The sequence below is a fragment of the Caldinitratiruptor microaerophilus genome, assembly GCF_025999835.1.
Taxonomy (GTDB): Bacteria; Bacillota; Sulfobacillia; order Symbiobacteriales; family ZC4RG38; genus Caldinitratiruptor; species Caldinitratiruptor microaerophilus.
Map to the genome: position 1 here is coordinate 1,045,973 of NZ_AP025628.1, position 18,163 is coordinate 1,064,135.

The 18,163-nt window shown below is 72.2% G+C and carries 19 protein-coding genes; 15 read left to right on the top strand and 4 right to left on the bottom strand.

Annotated features, from left to right (window positions below; translation table 11 throughout):
* Window positions 1-2: 2 nt before the first annotated feature.
* Genes caldi_RS05070 through caldi_RS05085 form a run of 4 tightly spaced genes read right to left on the bottom strand, consistent with a single transcriptional unit; the run spans window position 3 to window position 4,345 of the window.
* A complete protein-coding gene (locus caldi_RS05070; protein ID WP_264844021.1) occupies window positions 3-779 on the bottom strand; it encodes a type II secretion system F family protein in 777 nt (258 codons plus the stop codon).
* Window positions 776-1,609 (bottom strand): type II secretion system F family protein, encoded by an 834-nt coding sequence (locus caldi_RS05075; RefSeq protein ID WP_264844022.1) that lies wholly within the window; start codon window positions 1,607-1,609, stop codon window positions 776-778. The genes caldi_RS05070 and caldi_RS05075 overlap by 4 nt, the downstream gene beginning before the upstream one ends.
* Window positions 1,606-2,937, bottom strand: a complete 1,332-nt coding sequence (locus caldi_RS05080) for a CpaF family protein (protein ID WP_264844023.1) — start codon at window positions 2,935-2,937, stop codon at window positions 1,606-1,608. The genes caldi_RS05075 and caldi_RS05080 overlap by 4 nt, the downstream gene beginning before the upstream one ends.
* The gene (locus caldi_RS05085; RefSeq protein WP_264844024.1) at window positions 2,930-4,345 is read right to left on the bottom strand and encodes an AAA family ATPase; all 1,416 of its coding nucleotides are present in this window, start codon (window positions 4,343-4,345) and stop codon (window positions 2,930-2,932) included. The genes caldi_RS05080 and caldi_RS05085 overlap by 8 nt, the downstream gene beginning before the upstream one ends.
* Window positions 4,346-4,617: 272 nt before the next feature.
* Here caldi_RS05085 and caldi_RS05090 point away from each other — a divergent pair, with 272 nt between their 5' ends.
* The 15 genes from caldi_RS05090 (at window position 4,618) to caldi_RS05160 (ending at window position 18,069) form a co-directional block, all read left to right on the top strand.
* Entirely contained in the window at window positions 4,618-5,511 is an 894-nt protein-coding gene (locus caldi_RS05090) for a bifunctional enoyl-CoA hydratase/phosphate acetyltransferase (RefSeq protein WP_264844025.1), read from the top strand.
* Window positions 5,512-5,586: 75 nt separating this feature from the next.
* Window positions 5,587-6,660, top strand: a complete 1,074-nt coding sequence (locus tag caldi_RS05095) for a Glu/Leu/Phe/Val dehydrogenase dimerization domain-containing protein (protein ID WP_264844026.1) — start codon at window positions 5,587-5,589, stop codon at window positions 6,658-6,660.
* A gap of 96 nt (window positions 6,661-6,756) precedes the next feature.
* Entirely contained in the window at window positions 6,757-7,305 is a 549-nt protein-coding gene (locus tag caldi_RS05100; RefSeq protein WP_264844027.1) for an NUDIX hydrolase, read from the top strand.
* Window positions 7,302-8,507, top strand: coding sequence for an endonuclease Q family protein (locus caldi_RS05105; RefSeq protein WP_264844028.1), 1,206 nt, complete (start codon window positions 7,302-7,304; stop codon window positions 8,505-8,507). The genes caldi_RS05100 and caldi_RS05105 overlap by 4 nt, the downstream gene beginning before the upstream one ends.
* Before the next feature lie 230 nt (window positions 8,508-8,737).
* A complete protein-coding gene (gene spoIIM, locus caldi_RS05110) occupies window positions 8,738-9,379 on the top strand; it encodes a stage II sporulation protein M (protein WP_264844029.1) in 642 nt (213 codons plus the stop codon).
* Between the two features lie 134 nt (window positions 9,380-9,513).
* A complete protein-coding gene (gene ald, locus caldi_RS05115; RefSeq protein WP_264844030.1) occupies window positions 9,514-10,632 on the top strand; it encodes an alanine dehydrogenase in 1,119 nt (372 codons plus the stop codon).
* 341 nt (window positions 10,633-10,973) lie between these two features.
* Window positions 10,974-11,861 (top strand): site-specific tyrosine recombinase XerD, encoded by an 888-nt coding sequence (gene xerD, locus caldi_RS05120; protein WP_264844031.1) that lies wholly within the window; start codon window positions 10,974-10,976, stop codon window positions 11,859-11,861.
* An 84-nt stretch (window positions 11,862-11,945) separates the two neighbouring features.
* On the top strand, window positions 11,946-13,139 hold the full coding sequence (locus caldi_RS05125; RefSeq protein WP_264844032.1) for a phosphopentomutase: 1,194 nt from the start codon (window positions 11,946-11,948) through the stop codon (window positions 13,137-13,139).
* Between the two features lie 115 nt (window positions 13,140-13,254).
* Window positions 13,255-14,475, top strand: a complete 1,221-nt coding sequence (locus caldi_RS05130; protein WP_264844033.1) for a D-alanyl-D-alanine carboxypeptidase family protein — start codon at window positions 13,255-13,257, stop codon at window positions 14,473-14,475.
* Window positions 14,476-14,738: 263 nt separating this feature from the next.
* Window positions 14,739-15,101 (top strand): STAS domain-containing protein, encoded by a 363-nt coding sequence (locus caldi_RS05135; RefSeq protein ID WP_264844034.1) that lies wholly within the window; start codon window positions 14,739-14,741, stop codon window positions 15,099-15,101.
* Window positions 15,102-15,103: 2 nt separating this feature from the next.
* Window positions 15,104-15,559, top strand: coding sequence for an anti-sigma F factor (spoIIAB, locus tag caldi_RS05140; protein ID WP_264844035.1), 456 nt, complete (start codon window positions 15,104-15,106; stop codon window positions 15,557-15,559).
* Between the two features lie 12 nt (window positions 15,560-15,571).
* The gene (gene sigF / locus caldi_RS05145; protein WP_264844036.1) at window positions 15,572-16,339 is read left to right on the top strand and encodes an RNA polymerase sporulation sigma factor SigF; all 768 of its coding nucleotides are present in this window, start codon (window positions 15,572-15,574) and stop codon (window positions 16,337-16,339) included.
* A gap of 162 nt (window positions 16,340-16,501) precedes the next feature.
* Window positions 16,502-16,705 carry a hypothetical protein gene (locus caldi_RS05150; protein ID WP_264844037.1) on the top strand — a complete coding sequence of 68 codons (204 nt, stop codon included), beginning with the start codon at window positions 16,502-16,504 and terminating at the stop codon, window positions 16,703-16,705.
* Complete coding sequence (locus caldi_RS05155) at window positions 16,702-16,914, top strand: dodecin family protein (RefSeq protein ID WP_264844038.1); 213 nt, start codon at window positions 16,702-16,704, stop codon at window positions 16,912-16,914. Before caldi_RS05150 ends, caldi_RS05155 begins: the two co-directional genes overlap by 4 nt.
* Window positions 16,915-17,151: 237 nt before the next feature.
* Complete coding sequence (locus tag caldi_RS05160; RefSeq protein ID WP_264844039.1) at window positions 17,152-18,069, top strand: HpcH/HpaI aldolase/citrate lyase family protein; 918 nt, start codon at window positions 17,152-17,154, stop codon at window positions 18,067-18,069.
* Window positions 18,070-18,163: the final 94 nt, after the last annotated feature.

Genomic DNA, 18,163 nt, shown 5'->3' on the forward strand with positions numbered 1-18,163 from the left:
CCTCACGGCCCCGCCAGGGCATGAAGCGAAGCCAGGAGGATGGGCCCGCCGATGACCAGCGCGAGGTTGAACAGGCCGACCATGGCGATCAGGGCAAACACCGCCGGCATCCGGCGGGATGCCTCACGGATCTCCGCCTCCGCGGTCCGGCGCAGGGACTCGGAGAGGGCGGCGAAACCGGGATGCGACGGGGTACGGGCGTGAAGGGCAGCCCCGAGCCGGGCGGCCACGGCCGCCATCTCCGGCCGGCCCGTGACCTGTCCGAGGGACTGCAAGGCCGACACGAAGTCCTGGCCGAGCGCGGCCCGGGCCAGCGTCCGGTCCACCTGGGGCCGGAGGGGACCGGAGAGGAGCGATGCGGCCCCGGCCAGGGCCTGCAGGGGCGTATCGCCGGCGGCGAGGTGGATCTCGAGCAGGTCGGCCAAGACCGGCAGCTCCCGGAAGATCTCGACCTGCCAGCGCCGGTACTCGGCCTCCAGGGTCCAGAAGGAGACGGCGAGGACCGTCAGGGCCAGGAACAGGGCCGTGGCTCCCAGGGCGGGGAGGAGGAGCAGCGCCGTCAGGGTGCCGCCCGAGACCACGGCGGCGAAGGCGGCCGGCGGCCACCCGACGGCCTGAAGACGCACCCGCAGGGGACGAGGGAACCGTCCCGTCAGGTCGGGCGGGCGGACGCCGCGCCGGCGGGCGGGCAGGCGGCGGATGCGGAAGGGAGGCGGCTCCAGGAGGGTGCGGACCAGGGCGGCGATGCCCGCCACGAGGACGGCAACCGTCGCGATCATGACAGGGCCCTCCCCGCCCGGGACAGCAGGAACGCCGAGAGGCTCGTGAGCGCGGCGGAGACGGGCGCCAGGGCGCGGGCGGGGCCGAACAGCGTCTCCCGGAGCTCGGGCAGGGCTGCCCCTTCGACGAGAAGAAAGGCGACGGGGCCGGCGGTGAGGGCGATCGCCATCAGGTGGGCGCCCGCGACCTCGGCACGGCGGTCTGCCTCCAGCACGTGCTGTTCGTGGAGGGCGCGACCCAGGCGCCGGAACACCGGACCGACGTCCTGCGACTTGTGCTGGGCGACCTCGAGCCAGCGGGCGAAGAGGCGGACCTCCTCCCGGTCGGGCGCGGCGCCGGCGAGGGCGGCTCCCAGGGATTCGCCCGTCGCATGTCGGGCAAGCGCCTCGTGCAGGCGAACCCGGACCGGTTCCGGCGTCCGGTCGGCGACCCGAGCCAGCGCACGCACGGGCGAACCGGCCGCTTCAAGGAAGTCGGGGAAGAGGTCGATGGCGACCCGCCACGCCCCGCGCACGCGCCGTTCCTGGACCTGCCTGAGCGACCGGAGCAGGGCCGCGCCGGCGAACCATCCGCCCGGGGCGATCGCCGCCCCGGCGAACAGGTTCTGAAAAGAGAGTGCGTACGCAGAAGCGGCCAGAACAGCGGCGAGAGCCGGGACGCCCACCGCGGAAAGGGCCGACCGCCGGGAGACCGTGCGCAGGGGCCGCCCCGGGAGGTGCCCGGGGCGCCGGGCTGCCGGCATTCGCCCGAAGACCCGCTCCGGCTTGAAGAGCAGCCGGGTGCCCGTGTACACCGCCACGAAGGTCACGGCGAGGAGAGCGAGCGTCACCGGCCCACGTCCTCCTCTCCTGTGCCTCCGAACCGGTCCGGGAAGGGGTGGCCGAACTCCCACGCCCGCAGGCGCTTGGGGGCGCTCAGGTGGCGGAGGTACTCGAACTCTCCCGCCACCCGCCCCCGCGCGTCCAGTCCGCCGTAGCGGAAGCGGATGAGGTCCCGGAACGGTTCGCCGCCGCCGAGAGGGCACACCTCGACGACCCGCACCACCTTGCGGCTGCCGTCCTGCCGGAAGCGGCGGCAGAAGATGAGGAGATCCAGCGTCTCGTGGAGCATGCGCCGGGTCTGGTCCTCGCTGAGCTGAAAGCCTGCCCGCATGAGGAGGAGGGTGAGGCGGCGAACCACGTCCTCCGGCGAGTCGCCGTGAAAGGACGTGATACCGCCCCGGAAGGCCGCACTCATGGCCTCGATGAGGTCGGCTGCCTCCTGCGGACCGCTCAGTTCGCCCAGGACGAACCGATCGGGCCGCAACTGCAGCGCCGCCCGGAAGAGTTCGTAGACGGGAACGGGATCGTGCAGGCGGTCCACGGCCTCCAGGTTGACGGTGTGGGGCAGGACGTCGTCGAAGACGAGTTCGGATGCCTGCTCGACGATCACCAGGCGCTCCTCGGGCGGGACGAAGCGCAGGAGGTTGCGGATGACCGTGGTCTTGCCGCTGCCGGTCTCGCCCAGGACGAGGATGTTCAGGCGGGCACGCACGGCCAGGGCGAAGAAGTCCAGCATGTCCGGGGTGAGGGAGCCCAGGGCCACGAGCTCCTGGGGTCCGATGGGACGCGCGGGTGTGGCGGGTTTCCGGACGGCCAGGACGAGCCCCTGGCGGGTGGCGGGGGACCGGACGATGCGGACCCGGACGCCGCCGGTCAGGGTCAGCAGTGCCAGGGGCCGGCTCTCGGTCAGTTCCCGGCCGGACTGCGCGGCGAGGCGCTGGGCCAGGTGCAGGAGTTCCGGCCCGGAGACGTCCACCGGGGCGCGCTCCAGGCGGCCGCCCCGCTCGACCCACACGGACCCCGGTCCGTTCACGAGCACCTCGGTCACGGTGGGATCGTCGACGAGGGATTGCAGCTTGCCAAAGCCCAGGACCTGGCTGGTGAGTTCCCGGGCCAGGGCGTCCCGCTCCTGCGAGGTGAGGGCCTCCGCCCGGACAGCGGCAGAGATCGCCTCCCGGAACTCCTGGGCGGCGCCCGGATCTGCCAGGGCGCGGGCCACCGTGGCGGCGTGCCGCTCGACGAGGCGCGCCGTGACGGACTTGTCCGGTGCGACCGGGAGGCCCGCTTGGTCGCGGCGGCGGCGGAGGATCTCGTCGCGCAGGTTGACCCTAGCCACGCCCGGCCGCCCCCTGCCAGCGGAATAGACGGGCCAGGAGGCCCGGGCGAGGACTCGCCGCCGCCCCCTCCCCGCCAAGGGCGTCGGCGGCGAGGCGTGCCCAGGGATCCTCCCCCAGGCCCCGCGCGCGGGTGGCGACCGGCGTGCCCTCGTGAATGGCCCGGAGGTAGGACAGGGGCTCGGCCGGGATGACCACCCGGGCCTGAAGGCCCAGGTACTCCTCGATCGCCTGCGGCGGGACGCCGTGACCCGCAAAGTACCGGTTGATCACGAGCCGCATGCCGTCCCGGGGGACGCCGGCCTCGGCGGCGAGGCGCAAGAACTCCCACGCGTGCTCGACGGCGACGCGGTCCTGGTCCACGACGAGATAGGTCCTCGCGGCGGTGCGCAGGGCGGCGTACGTGGTGGCCTCGTCGAGGGGGTGCGCGCAGTCCGCCACCACCACGTCCCACGCGTCCAGGCAGGCCGAGATGAGCCGGCCGGCTTCCTCTCCGTCCAGGCTGAGGAGGTCGGACGGCGCCGCGGTGAGGACGCAGAGCCCCGGCACCGACGGGACGGGGCGGGCGTGGCGGCGGACGGCCTGGGCGGTGACGGCCTCCGCGTGCAGGGGAGCGAGGCCGCCGGATGAAGGGAGCCCGAAGTGAACGCCCAGCGCGGGGGCCCGCAGGTCGAGGTCGAGGGCGAGCACGGGGCGGCCCGTGCCGGCGATCGCGGCGGCCAGGCCGGCGGCCACGGTCGACGTGCCCACGCCGCCCTTGGGCCCCCACACGGCGCAGAGGAGCCGTGGGGAGAACGTGGACACGGATGGCGAGACGTCTGCGTCGACCTGGGGTACCCCGAAAGTGGCTCGCGGCGCGGCGGATGTCATGGGTGCACCTCCCTTCGACCGGGGAAACAGGGCATGCGCGGGGCGCAGCCGGCCGAGCACCCCCGCCAGACCCCTGCGGCCGCGCCAAACCGGTGCCTGCGGGGGCTTCCCGGCGGCCTCGGCGGGGGCAGGACGGCGATAGAGGTGGCGCACTTCCGCAGGCGACCGTGGCTCCCGGATCAGGCGCAGCAGGTCGTCCGGTCCGGGTGACCCGATGGCGAAGTCGTACACGCCTGCGTCCAGGAGCGCCTGGATGAGGGGATCGGCGCGGGGCCCTTCGGCGAGCAGGTACACGACCCGTGTCGCCGGCGCTGCCTGCCGTACCCGGGCGAGGAAGGGGACCGGGTCACGCGGACCGGGAAGGAGTTCGTGCAGCACGAGCACGGCCGGCGGCGCCTGGCGCCGCAGGGCTGCGAGCAGGGCGTCCTGGAAGGGGAAGACCGCCGCCGGGATCTTCAGCCCGTGAAGGATGAGGTCGTCCGTCGCCGTGCCGGTCACCGGGTTGGCCGTGGCAACCCACACCTCGCTCTCCTCGCTCACCTCCCGCACCCCCCCGGCACCCGTCTGCGGCATTTGATTTCCATTTCCATATCTGGCTCACCCCGCCAGCGACCCCAGTTTACTACATCCGGCCAGGCATGTCAACCTCTTCCAAACACCGCGCGGGGCAGGGATTGCGGTGGGCCGACGTGAATTATCGCCCTGGGGGAGCGTGCCCCGGGGCGACCGCTGGGCCGCCAGGGCGCGGGGAACCGGGAACATTACTGCCGGAGCCGCCTGAGACATCGATGTCGACACAGGGGTGGTGTTGCGTGCGTTCCTTCGCCGAACTCCTGGCTGCCGCGAAGGCTCGCGGGCCCCGCACGCTGGCGGTGGCGGCGGCGGCGGACCGGGAGGTGCTCGCCGCGGTCGACATGGCGCACCGGGAAGGCCTCTGCCGGGCGGCCCTGGTGGGGGACGCCTCCCGGATCGCAGCGCTGGCCGGCGAACTCGGCGTGGACCTCGGCCCCCACCGCGTGGTGGACGAGCCGGACGCCGAACGGGCCGCAGTCCGGGCCGTGGAACTGGTGGCCATGGGCGAGGCGGATTTCCTCATGAAGGGCATGCTGCCGACCGCCGCGCTCCTGCGGGCGGTGCTCGACAAGGAGCGGGGGCTTCGCACCGGGCAGATGCTGAGCCATGTCGGCCTCCTCGAGGTCCCCGGGTTCGGCCGGCTCCTCGGCATCACCGACTTCGTGATGAACGTGGCCCCGGACCTCAAGGCCAAGGCGGCGATCCTGCGAAACGCGCTCGAGGTCCTGCGCCGGATCGGCCTGTCCGAGCCACGGGTCGCCGTCCTCGCCGCGGTCGAGGTGGTCAACCCCGAGATGCCGGCCACCCTGGACGGGGCCCTCCTCAGCAAGATGGCCGAGCGGGGCGAGTTCGGCCCGTGCCACGTGGACGGCCCCCTGGCCATGGACCTGGCGGTGTCGGAGGAGGCCGCGCGGCACAAGGGGGTGGGCGGGCCGGTCGCAGGCCGGGCAGACCTCCTGCTGGTCCCGGACCTGAACGCCGGCAACATCCTCTACAAGGCCCTCGTGTACCTCGCCGGGGCCCGGGTGGCCGGCGTGGTGGTGGGGGCGCGGGCGCCGGTCGTCCTGATCTCCCGTGCAGACACTGCAGAGAACAAGTTGTACTCGATCGCCCTGGGTCTGATCGCGAGCTGAGGGGCGACGGTGCCGGGAACGCCCCGTGGCCAAGCCCGTGAGACCCGATCACCGACCGAAAGGGAGGGCGCGCCGGTGGCGATCTTTTCCGAGGTGGCCACACACGGCCACGAGCAGGTCGTCTTCTGCCACGACAAGGTGTCCGGGCTCCGGGCCATCATCGCCATCCACGACACCACGCTGGGGCCCGCCCTCGGCGGAGCCCGGATGTGGCCCTACCGGTCCGAGGAGGAGGCCCTCACCGACGCGCTCCGTCTGGCCCGCGGGATGACGTACAAGGCCGCGGCGATGGGGCTGGACCTCGGCGGCGGCAAGGCGGTCATCTGGGGCGATCCCCGCCGGGACAAGACGGAGGCGCTCCTGCGCGCCTTCGGACGCTTCGTGCACAGCCTTGCCGGCCGGTACATCACGGCGGAGGACGTCGGCACCACCGTGGAGGACATGGCGGTCATCCGCCGGGAGACCCCCTTCGTCGCGGGCCAGGCGGAGCTCTCCGGCGATCCCTCGCCGGTCACCGCCTTCGGCGTGTACCGCGGGATGAAGGCCGCCGCGCGCTGGGTCTGGGGCAACGAGAACCTGAAGGGGCGGACCGTGGCGGTCCAGGGCGTGGGCAAGGTGGGGTACCACCTCTGCCGGCACCTCGCCGACGAAGGCGCACGCCTCGTCGTCACCGACGTCAGCCCGGAGGCGGCTGAGCGGGCCGTCCGGGACTTCGGGGCCCGGGCGGTCCCGCCGGAGGCCATCTACGACGTGCCCTGCGACATCTACGCGCCCTGCGCGCTCGGTGCGACCCTGAACGACGACACGATCCCCCGGCTGAAGTGCCAGATCGTGGCCGGATCGGCCAACAACCAGCTGCAGGAGCCCCGGCACGCCCAGGCCCTGCAGGACCGGGGTATCCTCTACGCGCCCGATTACGTGATCAACGGCGGCGGCCTGGTCAACGTGTCAGAGGAGTTTCATCCGTCGGGGTACAGCCGGGATCGGGCCTACGCCCGCGTCGCGACCATCTACGACAAGCTGCTCGAGATCTTCACGATCGCCCGGGACCGCGGCATCACCACGGCCCAGGCGGCGGACGTGCTGGCCGAGGAGCGGATCGCCACGATCCACCGGCTGCGGCGCATCCACCTGCCGCGGGGGCGGTGACCCGGCTCCGGCTGGTTCCCGGGCGCCCGTTGTGGTAGGGTGAGGAAGGACCGGCGTACCAGCCGGCGACCTCGCTCACAGGGGGAACCTCCGCCGATGCCACAGGAGCCGAACCTGACCCGGCTGTCCTCCGAGACGATGTACGAGAGCCGGGTCTTTCGCGTTCACCGTGACCGGGTGCGCCTCCCGGGAGGTCTCACCGTCACCCGGGAGGTGGTCGAGCATCCCGGCGCGGTGGTCATGGTGCCGATCCTCGACGGCGGGCGGGTGCTCATGGTCCGCCAGTTCCGCTACGCCGCGCAGGAGACGCTGCTCGAGCTGCCTGCCGGAACGCTGAAGCGGGGGGAGGACCCGCGGGAGGCGGCGCAGCGGGAGCTGCAGGAGGAGGTCGGCTACCGCGCCGGCCGGCTCACGCACCTGACCAGCTTCTACTCCGCCCCCGGCTTCTGCACCGAGTTGCTGCACCTGTACCTGGCCGAGGAGCTGACGCCGTCGAAGCTGGACGGCGACGAGGACGAGGACATCGAGGTCGAGGTGCTTCCGATCGGGACGGCCCTGGAGCGGGCCATCGGGGGCGGGCTGCGGGACGCCAAGACCCTCGCGGGGCTCTTCCTCGCGGCGGCGCACCTCGGGGTGCTGCGGTGAACCGACCCCTGTACTGCGACCTGCACGTCCACCTGGCCGGGATCAAGATGGCGGCCGCCCGCGACCTCACCGTCGCCGGCGTGCTGGACGAGTGCGTGCGGCGAAAGGGCATCGGGATGGTCGGCATCATCGACGCCGCCGCCGTACCTGCCCGGGCCGTCCTGCGGGACCTGGTCCGGGAGGGCGACCTGTTCCCCCTGCCGGGGGGCGGGCTGTCCTTCCGGGACCGGGTGACCCTCATCCCCGGCGCGGAGGTCGAGGTGTACCACGAGGGTCCGATCCACCTCCTGTGCTACTTTCCGGACCTCGCCGCGCTGGAGGAGTTCGGCCGCTGGCAGGAGAGCGTGGTCCGCAACCCTTCGCTGTCGACCCAGCGCCACCGGGCGACGGGGGAGGAGGTCGTGCGGCGGGTCGCGGCGACCGGCGGGTTCGTGGTCCCGGCGCACGCGTTCACACCTTACAAGAGCATCCTGGCGGCCGCCGGGTCGGTGGAGGCGGTGATCCCCCGCGAGCTCTGGGCGCACGTGCCCGGGGTGGAACTCGGCCTCTCCTCGGACACCGCCCTCGCCGACCGGGTGCCGGAGCTGCAGCACTTCACCTTCGTGACGGGCTCGGACGCACACTCCCGGGGAAAGATCGCCCGGGAGTACATGGCGCTGGGGGTGGAGGCGCCGTCCTTCGCCGAGCTGAAGCTCGCCCTGGAGGGAGCGGACGGGCGGCAGGTGCTGGCGAACTTCGGGCTCGACCCCCGTCTCGGCAAGTACCACCGCTCGTTCTGCCTGGACTGCGACGGTCCCCTCACGGGGCCGCCGCCGCAGGACCGCTGCCCGCGCGATCCCGCGCACCGGCTCGTGCTGGGGGTGCTGGACCGCATCTACCTCCTGGCCGGCCCCCCGGCCGGCGAGGAGTCGGGGCAGTCTGTCGGGTGGCCCCTGCCGGGGCGGCCAAGCGGCCGGCCGCGGCCACCGTACGTCCACCAGGTGCCGCTCCAGTTCGTGCCCGGCCTCGGGCCGCGGGCGCTGGACCGCCTCCTGGCCGCCTTCGGCTCGGAGATGGCGGTCCTGCACGAGGCCACCCGGGAGCAGCTGGCCGAGGTGGTCGGCCCGGCGCTCGCAGGGCGGATCGACGACGCCCGCTCCGGGCGGCTTGGCATCGCGCCCGGGGCGGGCGGGGCGTATGGGAAGCTGACTTACCAGTTGTGAGTGGTGAGTTGTGAGTTGTGAGATTGGCCACGCCCGTCAACATTCGCGGACCGCAGCGGACTGCAGCGGACCGCAGCGGCCCGGCCGCGCGCCGGGCGGCTTGCCCCCTCGCCTCACACGGGTGACTCACCACTCACCACTCACAACTCACAACTGAATGAACGGCATTCGTGGCCGTCCGGGGACATACCCATTCCTGGGGGGCTCGGCCCCCCCAGGGGGTGGCCCGCGTGCGACGCCTGCAGCGCCTTTCGGAGCTCGTGGCCGAGGACCTGGAGGAACGGGTCGGCCCCGTGCTCCTCGCCCTCGCGCTCTTCGTGGCCGGGGTGATCTTCGGCGCGCTCGCGGTCGGGTCCCTTGGCGAGGCCGACCGGCGGGAGACCATGGCCGCCGTCACCGATCTCTTCCGGGGCCTGGCGAGGGGCGAGCGCCCGCTGCCGCCCCTCGTGGCGCTCGGCGCGGCGGCCCGGGACTACGTCCGCCTCATCCTGTTCTACTGGGGGCTGGGGCTCTCGGTGGTGGGGAGCGTGGTCGCCCTCGGCGAGACCTTCCTCCGGGGGTTTGCGGCCGGCTTCGCCGCGGGCTTCCTGGGGGCGGAGCTGGGGTGGCGGGGCGTCGCCTACTCGGCGGCCGCGCTGCTGCCGCAGGGCCTCCTGACCGTGCCGGGCCTGGCCGCGGCCGCCGGGGGGACGGTGCACTTCGCGCTCCTCCTCGCCGGCGGGCAGGCGCGGAAGAGCCGCAGCGCGTTCTACGCCGAACTCTCCCGGTACACGCGCTGGATGGGCCTGAGCCTGCTCCTGCTCCTGTGCGCCGCTGCGGTGGAGGCCTACGCGGCGCCGGTCCTCATGGGGCTGGCCGGACGTATTCCCTGAGCGGGGCGGGGAGGTGGGGCGGCCAGTCAGTTGCGGCAGGCCGGGAGGATCTGGGATAATCGTTCTGGATCACGAACGCCGCAGAAGGGGAGGCAATGGCGCCCGGTCCGGGCGGGCCGGGGTGCCGACGCGCAGTGGACATCGGCGTGGTCAAGGAGATCAAGCCATACGAGAACCGGGTGGCCGTCACGCCGGCGGGGGTCCGGGCGCTCGTGCGGGCGGGCCACCGCGTCTTCGTCGAGGCCGGAGCCGGTCAGGGGAGCGGGTTTGCGGACGAGGAGTACGCCGGCGCAGGCGCAGAGGTGCTGCCGCAGGCCCTGGACGTGTTCGCGGCGGCCGAGATGATCGTCAAGGTCAAGGAGCCGCTGCCTCAGGAATACGGACTTTTCCGGGAGGGCCAGATCCTCTTCACCTACCTCCACCTGGCGCCCGAGCCGGAACTCACCCGGATGCTCATGGAGCGCCGGGTCGTGGCGATCGCCTACGAGACGGTGCAGCTGGAGGACCGGAGCCTGCCCCTCCTCACCCCGATGAGCGAGGTCGCAGGCCGGATGGCCGTGCAGATCGGCGCGCACTTCCTCGAGAAGCACTCCGGCGGGCGGGGCGTCCTCCTCGGGGGCGTACCGGGCGTACCGCCGGGCCGGGTGGTCATCGTGGGCGGCGGCACGGTCGGCACGAACGCGGCAAAGATGGCCGTGGGGCTGGGGGCGCACGTGACCATCCTGGACATCAACGCCGACCGCCTCCGCTACCTTGACGACATCTTCGGCGGCCGGGTCGAGACCGTCTACTCCAACGAGGGGAACATCGGCGCGGCGGTCGAGCGAGCCGACCTCGTGATCGGCGCGGTACTCATCCCCGGCGCCCGCGCGCCGAAGCTCGTGACGGAGGAGATGGTCCGGAGCATGCAGCCCGGCAGCGTCCTGGTCGACGTGGCGATCGACCAGGGCGGGTCCATCGCCACCATGGACCGGACCACCACCCACGCCGATCCGGTCTTCGAACGGCACGGCGTGCTCCACTACGCGGTCCCGAACATGCCGGGCGCCGTGCCCCGCACTTCCACGCTGGCCCTGACGGGGGTCACGCTGCCATACGTGCTCAAGATCGCCGGCCGCGGCTGGCGTCAGGCCCTGCGGGAAGACCCCGCGCTGGCGAGGGGGGCCAACGTGGTCGAGGGCCGCGTGGTCCACGAGGCGGTGGCCCAGGCGCACGGGCTGGCGTACACGCCGCTGGCGGAGGTGCTCGGCTGAACCGGGGGAACCGTACCCGGCGCCAGGGGCAAGCGGAGGACCCGCCCGGAACGGGCGGGTCCTCCGCGCGTGTCCTGAGGACGAGCCTGACGGCGTGCGAGAGCTTCCGGAGGTCCTGTTTTGCATGGCTGTGCCGCGGTCGTCATAAGGTAGACTGGAACCGGCGGCCGAGGCGGGCGAACCGTGGGCGGGGATCGCCGGGGCAAATTCAGGCAGAACCGGCTGCCGGCGGAAGAGGAGTCTACCATGTTATGTAGAATTGACGGAATGACTTCGTGGCGCATAACCCGCCCCGGCAGGCGAAAACAATACTTCCAGATCCGGCACGAAGGGGATGCTCCATGAAAAAGCTGATCAATGAGTTCATCAATTACTTAAGCGTCGAACGCGGCCTCGCCATGAACACCCTGGAAAGCTACGGCCGGGATCTGCGCCAGTACTCGCAGTACCTGGAGAGCGACTCGGCGACCCTGGACAGCGCCACGCGGCAGACCATCGCCAACTACCTGCTGTACCTGCAGAAGCAGGGGAAGGCCACGGCCACGATCGCCAGACGCCTGGCGGCGCTCAAGGCCTTCTACCAGTTCCTGGTCAGACAGAAGTACGTTGAGTCCGACCCCACGGCGAACCTGGAGTCGCCGAAGCTGGAGAAGCGGCTGCCGAAAGTGCTGAGCGTGCGGGAGGTGGAGCTGCTGCTGCAGCAGCCGAACCCCTCGCAGCCGGCGGGCCTCAGGGACCGGGCGATGCTCGAGCTCCTGTACGCCACCGGGATCCGGGTGTCGGAGCTGGTGGCCCTCGACCTCCCGGACCTGAACCTGGAGATGGGGTACATACGCTGCCGGGGGCGGGGTTCCAGGGAACGGCTCGTGCCGGTGGGCTCGCTGGCCCAGCGCAGCCTGAAGGAGTACCTGGAGAGCGGGCGCCCGCGGCTGGTCAAGGACCCGGCGGAGCAGGCGCTTTTCGTGAACCACCACGGCCGGCGGCTCACCCGGCAGGGGTTCTGGAAGATCGTCAAGCGGTACGCGGACGACGCCCGGATCGAGAAGGAGATCACGCCCCACACCCTGCGGCACTCGTTCGCCACCCACCTGCTGGAGAACGGGGCCGACCTGCGGTCCGTGCAGGAGATGCTGGGGCACGCGGACATCTCGACCACGCAGATGTACAACCAGCTCGCCCTAAAGGGCCGGATCCGGGAGGTGTACGCCCGGACCCACCCGAGGGCGTGAGCGGCTGCCGTCCCAGGAGGGGGTCGGGTTCCCGCCGGCCCCCGTTGGCCTTTTGTGACGGGCATCGTCGCGGAGGTGCTGGGCGTGGCACGCGTGGACCGAGTGGTGCTGATCGTGCTCGACAGCGTGGGCATCGGCGCCCTTCCGGACGCCGGGGAGTACGGCGACGAGGGCGCCAACACGCTGGGCAACCTGGCCCGCCGCCTGGGCGGCCTGGATCTGCCGAACCTGGGCCGGCTCGGCCTGGGGAACCTGCTGGACCTGCCCGGCGTGCCGCCGGTCGGCGCCGGGGCCGCGGGGGCCTACGGGCGCATGGCCCTGCGCAGCGTTGGTAAGGACACGATGACCGGGCACTGGGAGCTGGCGGGCATCGACATCCGGGAACCGTTCCGGACCTATCCCGACGGATTCCCCCCGGAGGTCATCGCCGAGTTCACCCGCCGGGCCGGGGTGGTCGGCGTGCTCGGGAACAAGGTGGCCTCCGGCACCGAGATCATCGCCGAACTCGGCGAGGAGCACATGCGCACGGGCTGGCCCATCGTGTACACGTCGGCCGACAGCGTGTTCCAGGTCGCCGCCCACGAGGACGTGATCCCGGTCGAACGCCTGTACGAGATCTGCCGGGCCGCCCGGGAGATCCTCCACGGCGAGCACCGCGTGGGGCGCGTCATCGCCCGCCCGTTCGTGGGCGTGCCGGGCGCCTTCCGGCGCACCGAGCGGCGCAAGGACTTCGCCATCCCGCCGCCCCCCATGCTCCTCGACTTCCTGCGCGAGGCGGGCCGAACGGTCTGGGCGGTCGGCAAGATCCACGACATCTACAGCGGACACGGGATCGACCGCAGCCAGAAGACCCGGGACAACGCACACGGCCTTCAGACCATCGAAGCCTTCATGGCCGACGGGGCCGCGGACTTCATCTTCGCCAACCTGGTCGACTTCGACATGCTCTACGGCCACCGCCGCGACCCCGAGGGGTACGCCGCGGCCCTGCGGGAGGTGGACGCCTTCCTGCCCCGGCTGCTGGCGCGCCTCGGGGACCGCTCGGTCCTCGTCCTGACCGCCGACCACGGCAACGACCCCACGTTCCGGGGCACGGACCACACGCGGGAGTACGTCCCGCTCCTCGTCACCGGCCGGCCGGTCCGGCCCGGGGTGGACATCGGCACCCGTCCCACCCTCGCCGACCTGGGGGCCACCGTGGCCGAGCTCCTGGGGGCGCCCTACCGGGGAATCGGCGAGAGCTTCGCCGGCCGGATCCTGCGCCCGGACGGCCCGTGAGCGGGGCCGTCACGGATTGAGACGCTTCCTGCGGCGGGCATCCTATGCACCGGAGATGCCCGGCTCCCGCCGGGGATCGGCGGCGGGCCTGCCGGACGCTGCGGGAGGCGAAACGGTGCACAGGCGCAAAGACGCGGTAGGGCTGTCGGCCCTCGTGCTGCCCCTCGTCCTGGTCGCCGCGTGGCTCGTGCTCCCGGCGCGGGCGCGCGGGCAGGAGATGGGGCAGGCGCCGACCGGCCCGGCGGGCGCGGCCATGCCCGCTCTCGAGCTCGAAACGCCCTCGGCTGTCCTCATGGACGTGCGCAGCGGCGCGGTCCTCTTCGCCAAGGGCGCCCACGAGCGGCGGCATCCGGCCAGCGTGACGAAGATCATGACCCTCCTGGTCGCCTACGATGCCCTGGCGGAGGGCCGCATCCGCCTCACCGACGAGGTGGTCACGTCGGAGGAGGCGTCCCGCCTGGGGGGCACGACCGCGTTCCTGGAGGCCGGCGAGCCACAGCCCGTCTCGCAGCTGCTCAGGGCGATCGCGGTCGGCTCCGCCAACGACGCGGCGGTGGCCATCGCCGAACGGGTCGCGGGCTCCCACCAGGGCTTCGTCGCCCTCATGAACGCCAGGGCGAGGGAGCTCGGGCTCCAGAACACGCACTTCGCCAACGCCACGGGGTTCGACGCACCGGACCACTACACCAGCGCCTACGACGTCGCGGTCATGTCGCGTCACCTCGTGCAGACGTACCCGGAAGTGCTGAAGCTCACGAAGATCTTCCTGGACTACATGGACCACCCCGATGGCCGGCGCACCGAGCTCCTGAACCGGAACCGGCTCGTGCGCTTCTACGACTGGGTCGACGGGCTGAAGACCGGGTGGACGAACCTGTCGGGGTACAGCATCGCCGCCACCGGCATGCGGGACGGCACACGGCTCATCGCCGTGCTGCTGGGTTCGCCGTCGGCCAGGGTCCGGCAGGCGGAGGCGCTCAAGCTCCTGGAGTACGGTTTCGCCAACTACCGGACGGTCGCCCTCGCCGCGGCGGGCACCGAGCTGGGACGGGTCCCGGTCGCCCGCGGGGCCGAGGCCAGCGTGGCGGCGGTCCCCCGGGAGGACCTGGCCGTCACCCTCCCCCGATCCCAGCGGAAGCGGCCCGAGCTGCGGGTCTCGCTCGTGGAGCGAATCAAGGCCCCGGTCAGCCGGGGCCAGGTGCTGGGGACGGCCACCGCGGTGCTGGACGGCCAGGAAGTCGCCCGGGTGGAACTCGTCGCCCGTGACCCGGTGCCCCGGATCACGGCCTGGGAGGCCGTGCGGCGGGCGTTCGGGGCGGTGTTCTTCCTGCGCTGACGGCCGCCGGGAGCCGGCGTCCGCTCCGCCGGGCCGGCGCGCACCCGGCCGGCGCCTTCGACTCCGGACCGCCGGCGCTGCCGGCGGTGTTTCGTTTGCGCACGGGGCCGGGTCGGCGCCACGCGAATCCTGTCGAAACGCCACGAACGATTTCTGGTGATTCTGAGAGGAACTGGCTGCCAAGGCGGCGAATCCTTCCCCCCGAGACCGGACAAGCCCGGGTTCCCTACCGGGGCGGCCCGGAACGCGGAGGGAGAACGCGCGTGAAGCTGGATCTGGAGGTGCAGGGACCGAACCTCGTCGCGCACGTGTCCGGGGACCTGGACGTGATGACGGCGGAAGCCTTCCGGCGTCAGGTGGATCTCGCCCTGAGCCGCTACCGTCCGCGCCACCTCTACGTCGACATGGCGGGGGTGACCTTCGTCGACTCCTCCGGGCTGGGGGCGATCCTCGGCCGGTACAAGCGCGTCCGGCAGATGGGAGGGCGGATGGTGCTGAAGAACCCCCCCGCGGCCATCCAGCCCGTCCTCGAGCTCGCCGGCCTCTTCCGGCTCATGGAGGTCGTGCAGGAGATGGACCCCGCCCGTTCGGGTGGCGGGTCCACCGCACGGCGGCGGGAGGAATGAGCATGGTGGACGAGAACCGGGTGGTCCTGGAGCTGCCGAGCCGGCCGGAGAACGTGAGCATCGCTCGCCTCGTGGTTGCCCAGATGGCCGCCCAGCTGCAGTTCACCGTCGCCGAGGTCGAGGAGGTCAAGGTGGCGGTCTCGGAGGCCGTGACGAATGCCATCGTGCACGGCTACCGGGGTCGCGCGGGGATCGTGCGGGTCGAGGTGTGCGCGCGGCCCGGCGAACTCGAGATCGCCGTCTCGGACCAGGGGGTTGGAATCGAGGACATCGACCTGGCCCGGCAGCCCGCCTGGTCCACCGACCCCGAGCGCATGGGGCTCGGCTTCGTCTTCATGGAGAACTTCATGGACAGCGTCGAGGTGGAATCCCGCCCCGGCCACGGCACCCGCGTGGTGATGCGGAAGCGTGTCGGCTCCGGATACGGTTCGGCGGCGGCTTCGGGCGGGGCCGTCTGAGGGGGCGGGCCGGTGGCGCAGTACACCAGTCCGCCGGCGCCCGAGTCCCCGCGCGGTGACGGGGAGATCCGTGACCTCATCGCCCGCGCGCAGCGGGGGGACAGGGAGGCGAGGAGCCGCCTCGTGGAAGCGAACCTGAAGCTGGTGCGCTCGATCGCCGGCCGGTTCGCCGCCAGCGGCCGTGACCCCGAGGACCTTTTCCAGCTCGGCTGCATCGGGCTGCTCAAGGCGGTGGACCGGTTCGACCTGCACTACGACGTCCGGTTCTCGACCTATGCCGTGCCGATGATCCTGGGCGAGATCCGCCGCCACCTGAGAGACGACGGCCCCCTGCGGGTGAGCCGCTCCCTGAAGGCCCTCGCGCAGCAGGTATACCGGGTCCAGGACGACCTGTCCAAGGAGCTCGGGCGGGAGCCCACCGTGGCCGAGCTTGCGGCCCGCCTCGGGGTGCCGGTCGAGGAGATCGTCGCCGCGCTGGAGGGCTCGCGGCCGCCGGCCTCCATTCAGGAGCCCATCCACGAAGGGGACGGCGACCCCATCTTTCTCGGCGACCAGCTGACGGAGGGGGACGTGGAACCCGCGTGGCTGGACCGCGTGGCGCTGCGCGAGGGGATCAGGCGGCTCCCGGAGCGGGAGCGCGAGGTGCTGCTTTTGCGATACTTCCGCGACAAGACCCAGGTGGAGGTGGCGCGGCTTCTCGGCATCAGCCAGGTCCAGGTGTCGCGCCTCGAGCGGCGGGCGCTCGCACAGGTGCGACGGTACCTGACCGGTGAAGCGTGAGCGGCGCATACCGCCGGAGCACGGTTGCACACTAGTAGCACCTGTAGTCCGGGGGGCGGGCGGCTGCTGTACGGCTCGGCCGGCGGCTGGGCGCTCTGCCGGACTGCAGCCTTAGAGACGAGCCCCGGCCGCCCGGTTCGGCGCCTCCCCGGAGGTGGATCCATGCCGACCCACGTGTACCGCCAGGGCAAGCCGGTGGGAACGCGCATCGAACCCGGCGCCAGCCGGGTGTGGCCCGGCGAGCCGCTCCTGCAGGGTACCCACGTCGTCCTCGCGGGCGGCGCAGGAGACCAGCAGGGGCAGGGCACTCCGGAGGAGGCCGGCAGGCCGGCGGGCTCGCAGCAGAAGGAGGCAGGTAACCCGTGAGCACCGTGGTCAAGGTCACCGAGCTGGTGGGCCAGTCGAAGCAGTCCTGGCAGGACGCCGTGGCGAACGCCGTGAAGGAGGCGGCCAAGACGGTCCGCAACATCACCGGCGTGGAAGTCTACAACATGACGGCCGACGTCTCCAACGGCGAGATCGTGGAGTACAAGGCGAACGTGAAGATCGCCTTCGCCGTCGACCCGAACCGGTAGGCGGTATGCAGGAGGAGAGTGGTACCACGGGAGCGTGGACCCCGCTCGCAGAGCGGGGTTTTCGTGTGTGTCCGGCGCAGGCCGGATCTGTCCGTCCGGGGTGCCCCGTAGCGGGCTCTGCGGACCGGCGCAGGAGGGAAACGGGGGAAGAACCCGAACTACTGACCGCAGCTGCTGCCCAGAGGCGCTCGTCGGTTCACCCGGGCCAAGACGAGCCAAGCGCGAGGGTGTGATCGGATGCAGCCGAAAGACCTCCCTGTCTGGCGTTCCCTCCTCTTCGTTCCGGTCAACGTCGACCGCTTCGTCGACAAGGCGCACACCCGGGGGGCGGATGCGATCCAGCTCGACCTGGAGGACAGCATCCCTCCGGGCGAGAAGGACGCCGCCCGGGCAAGGGTGCAGGAAGCGGCGAAGAAGGTCGCCCGGGGCGGCGCCGACGTCGTGGTGCGCATCAACAGGCCGTGGCGCCTGGCGCTCAAGGACCTGGAGGCCACGATCTCACCCCTGGTGCAGGCCGTGGCCCTGCCGAAGGTGGATAGCGGCGACCACGTGCGCATGATCGACGAGGTCGTCTCCGAGCTCGAGCGGGAGCGCGGGATGGAGGTGGGCACCACCAAGTTCATCGCCATGGTGGAGACCGCCCCGGCCTTCTTCCGGGCGGCGGAGATCGCCGCGGCGTCCCCCCGGGTCGTGGCCCTCACTCTGGGGGCCGAGGACTTCGCACTCTCGGTCGGCATGCTGCCCGAGCCGGAAGGCCTGCTGTACCCGCAGATCCACATCGTGATCGCGGCGCGGGCGGCCGGGATCCTCCCGCTCGGCTTCGTGGGCACCGTGGCGGAGTACCGCGACATGGAGGCGCTGCGCGCCACCATCCGCCGCTCCCGCCGGCTCGGGTTCATGGGGGCCAGCGCCATCCACCCCGACCAGGTGCGCGTGCTGAACGAGGAGTTCCGCCCGACCGAGGAGGAAGTGGCGCACGCGCGGCGGGTGATCGCCGCGTACGAGGAGGCGCAGGCGGCGGGGCGGGGGGCGATCACGGTGGACGGCCAGATGGTCGACATCCCGATCGTCGAGCGGGCCCGGCAGGTCCTGAAGCGCCACGAGGCGATCCTGCGGCGGGAGGCTCAGGCCCGTGCCGGCGGCGACCCCGTGTGATCCCGTCGGATTTCGGCTGCGACATAACACCCGTAGAAGAGCACCCGCAACGCTGGCGGTCGCGGGTACTGTGCTGCACTTCGTCCCGCGTCGC

What these genes read in the sequence shown, in the direction of transcription:
- caldi_RS05070 (WP_264844021.1), bottom strand. Translation starts at nt 779, where the DNA reads ATGATCGCGACGGTTGCCGTCCTCGTGGCGGGCATCGCCGCCCTGGTC.
- caldi_RS05100 (WP_264844027.1), top strand. Translation starts at nt 6,757, where the DNA reads ATGCCACAGGAGCCGAACCTGACCCGGCTGTCCTCCGAGACGATGTAC.
- xerD (WP_264844031.1), top strand. Translation starts at nt 10,974, where the DNA reads ATGAAAAAGCTGATCAATGAGTTCATCAATTACTTAAGCGTCGAACGC.
- spoIIAB (WP_264844035.1), top strand. Translation starts at nt 15,104, where the DNA reads ATGGTGGACGAGAACCGGGTGGTCCTGGAGCTGCCGAGCCGGCCGGAG.
- caldi_RS05150 (WP_264844037.1), top strand. Translation starts at nt 16,502, where the DNA reads ATGCCGACCCACGTGTACCGCCAGGGCAAGCCGGTGGGAACGCGCATC.
- caldi_RS05160 (WP_264844039.1), top strand. Translation starts at nt 17,152, where the DNA reads ATGCAGCCGAAAGACCTCCCTGTCTGGCGTTCCCTCCTCTTCGTTCCG.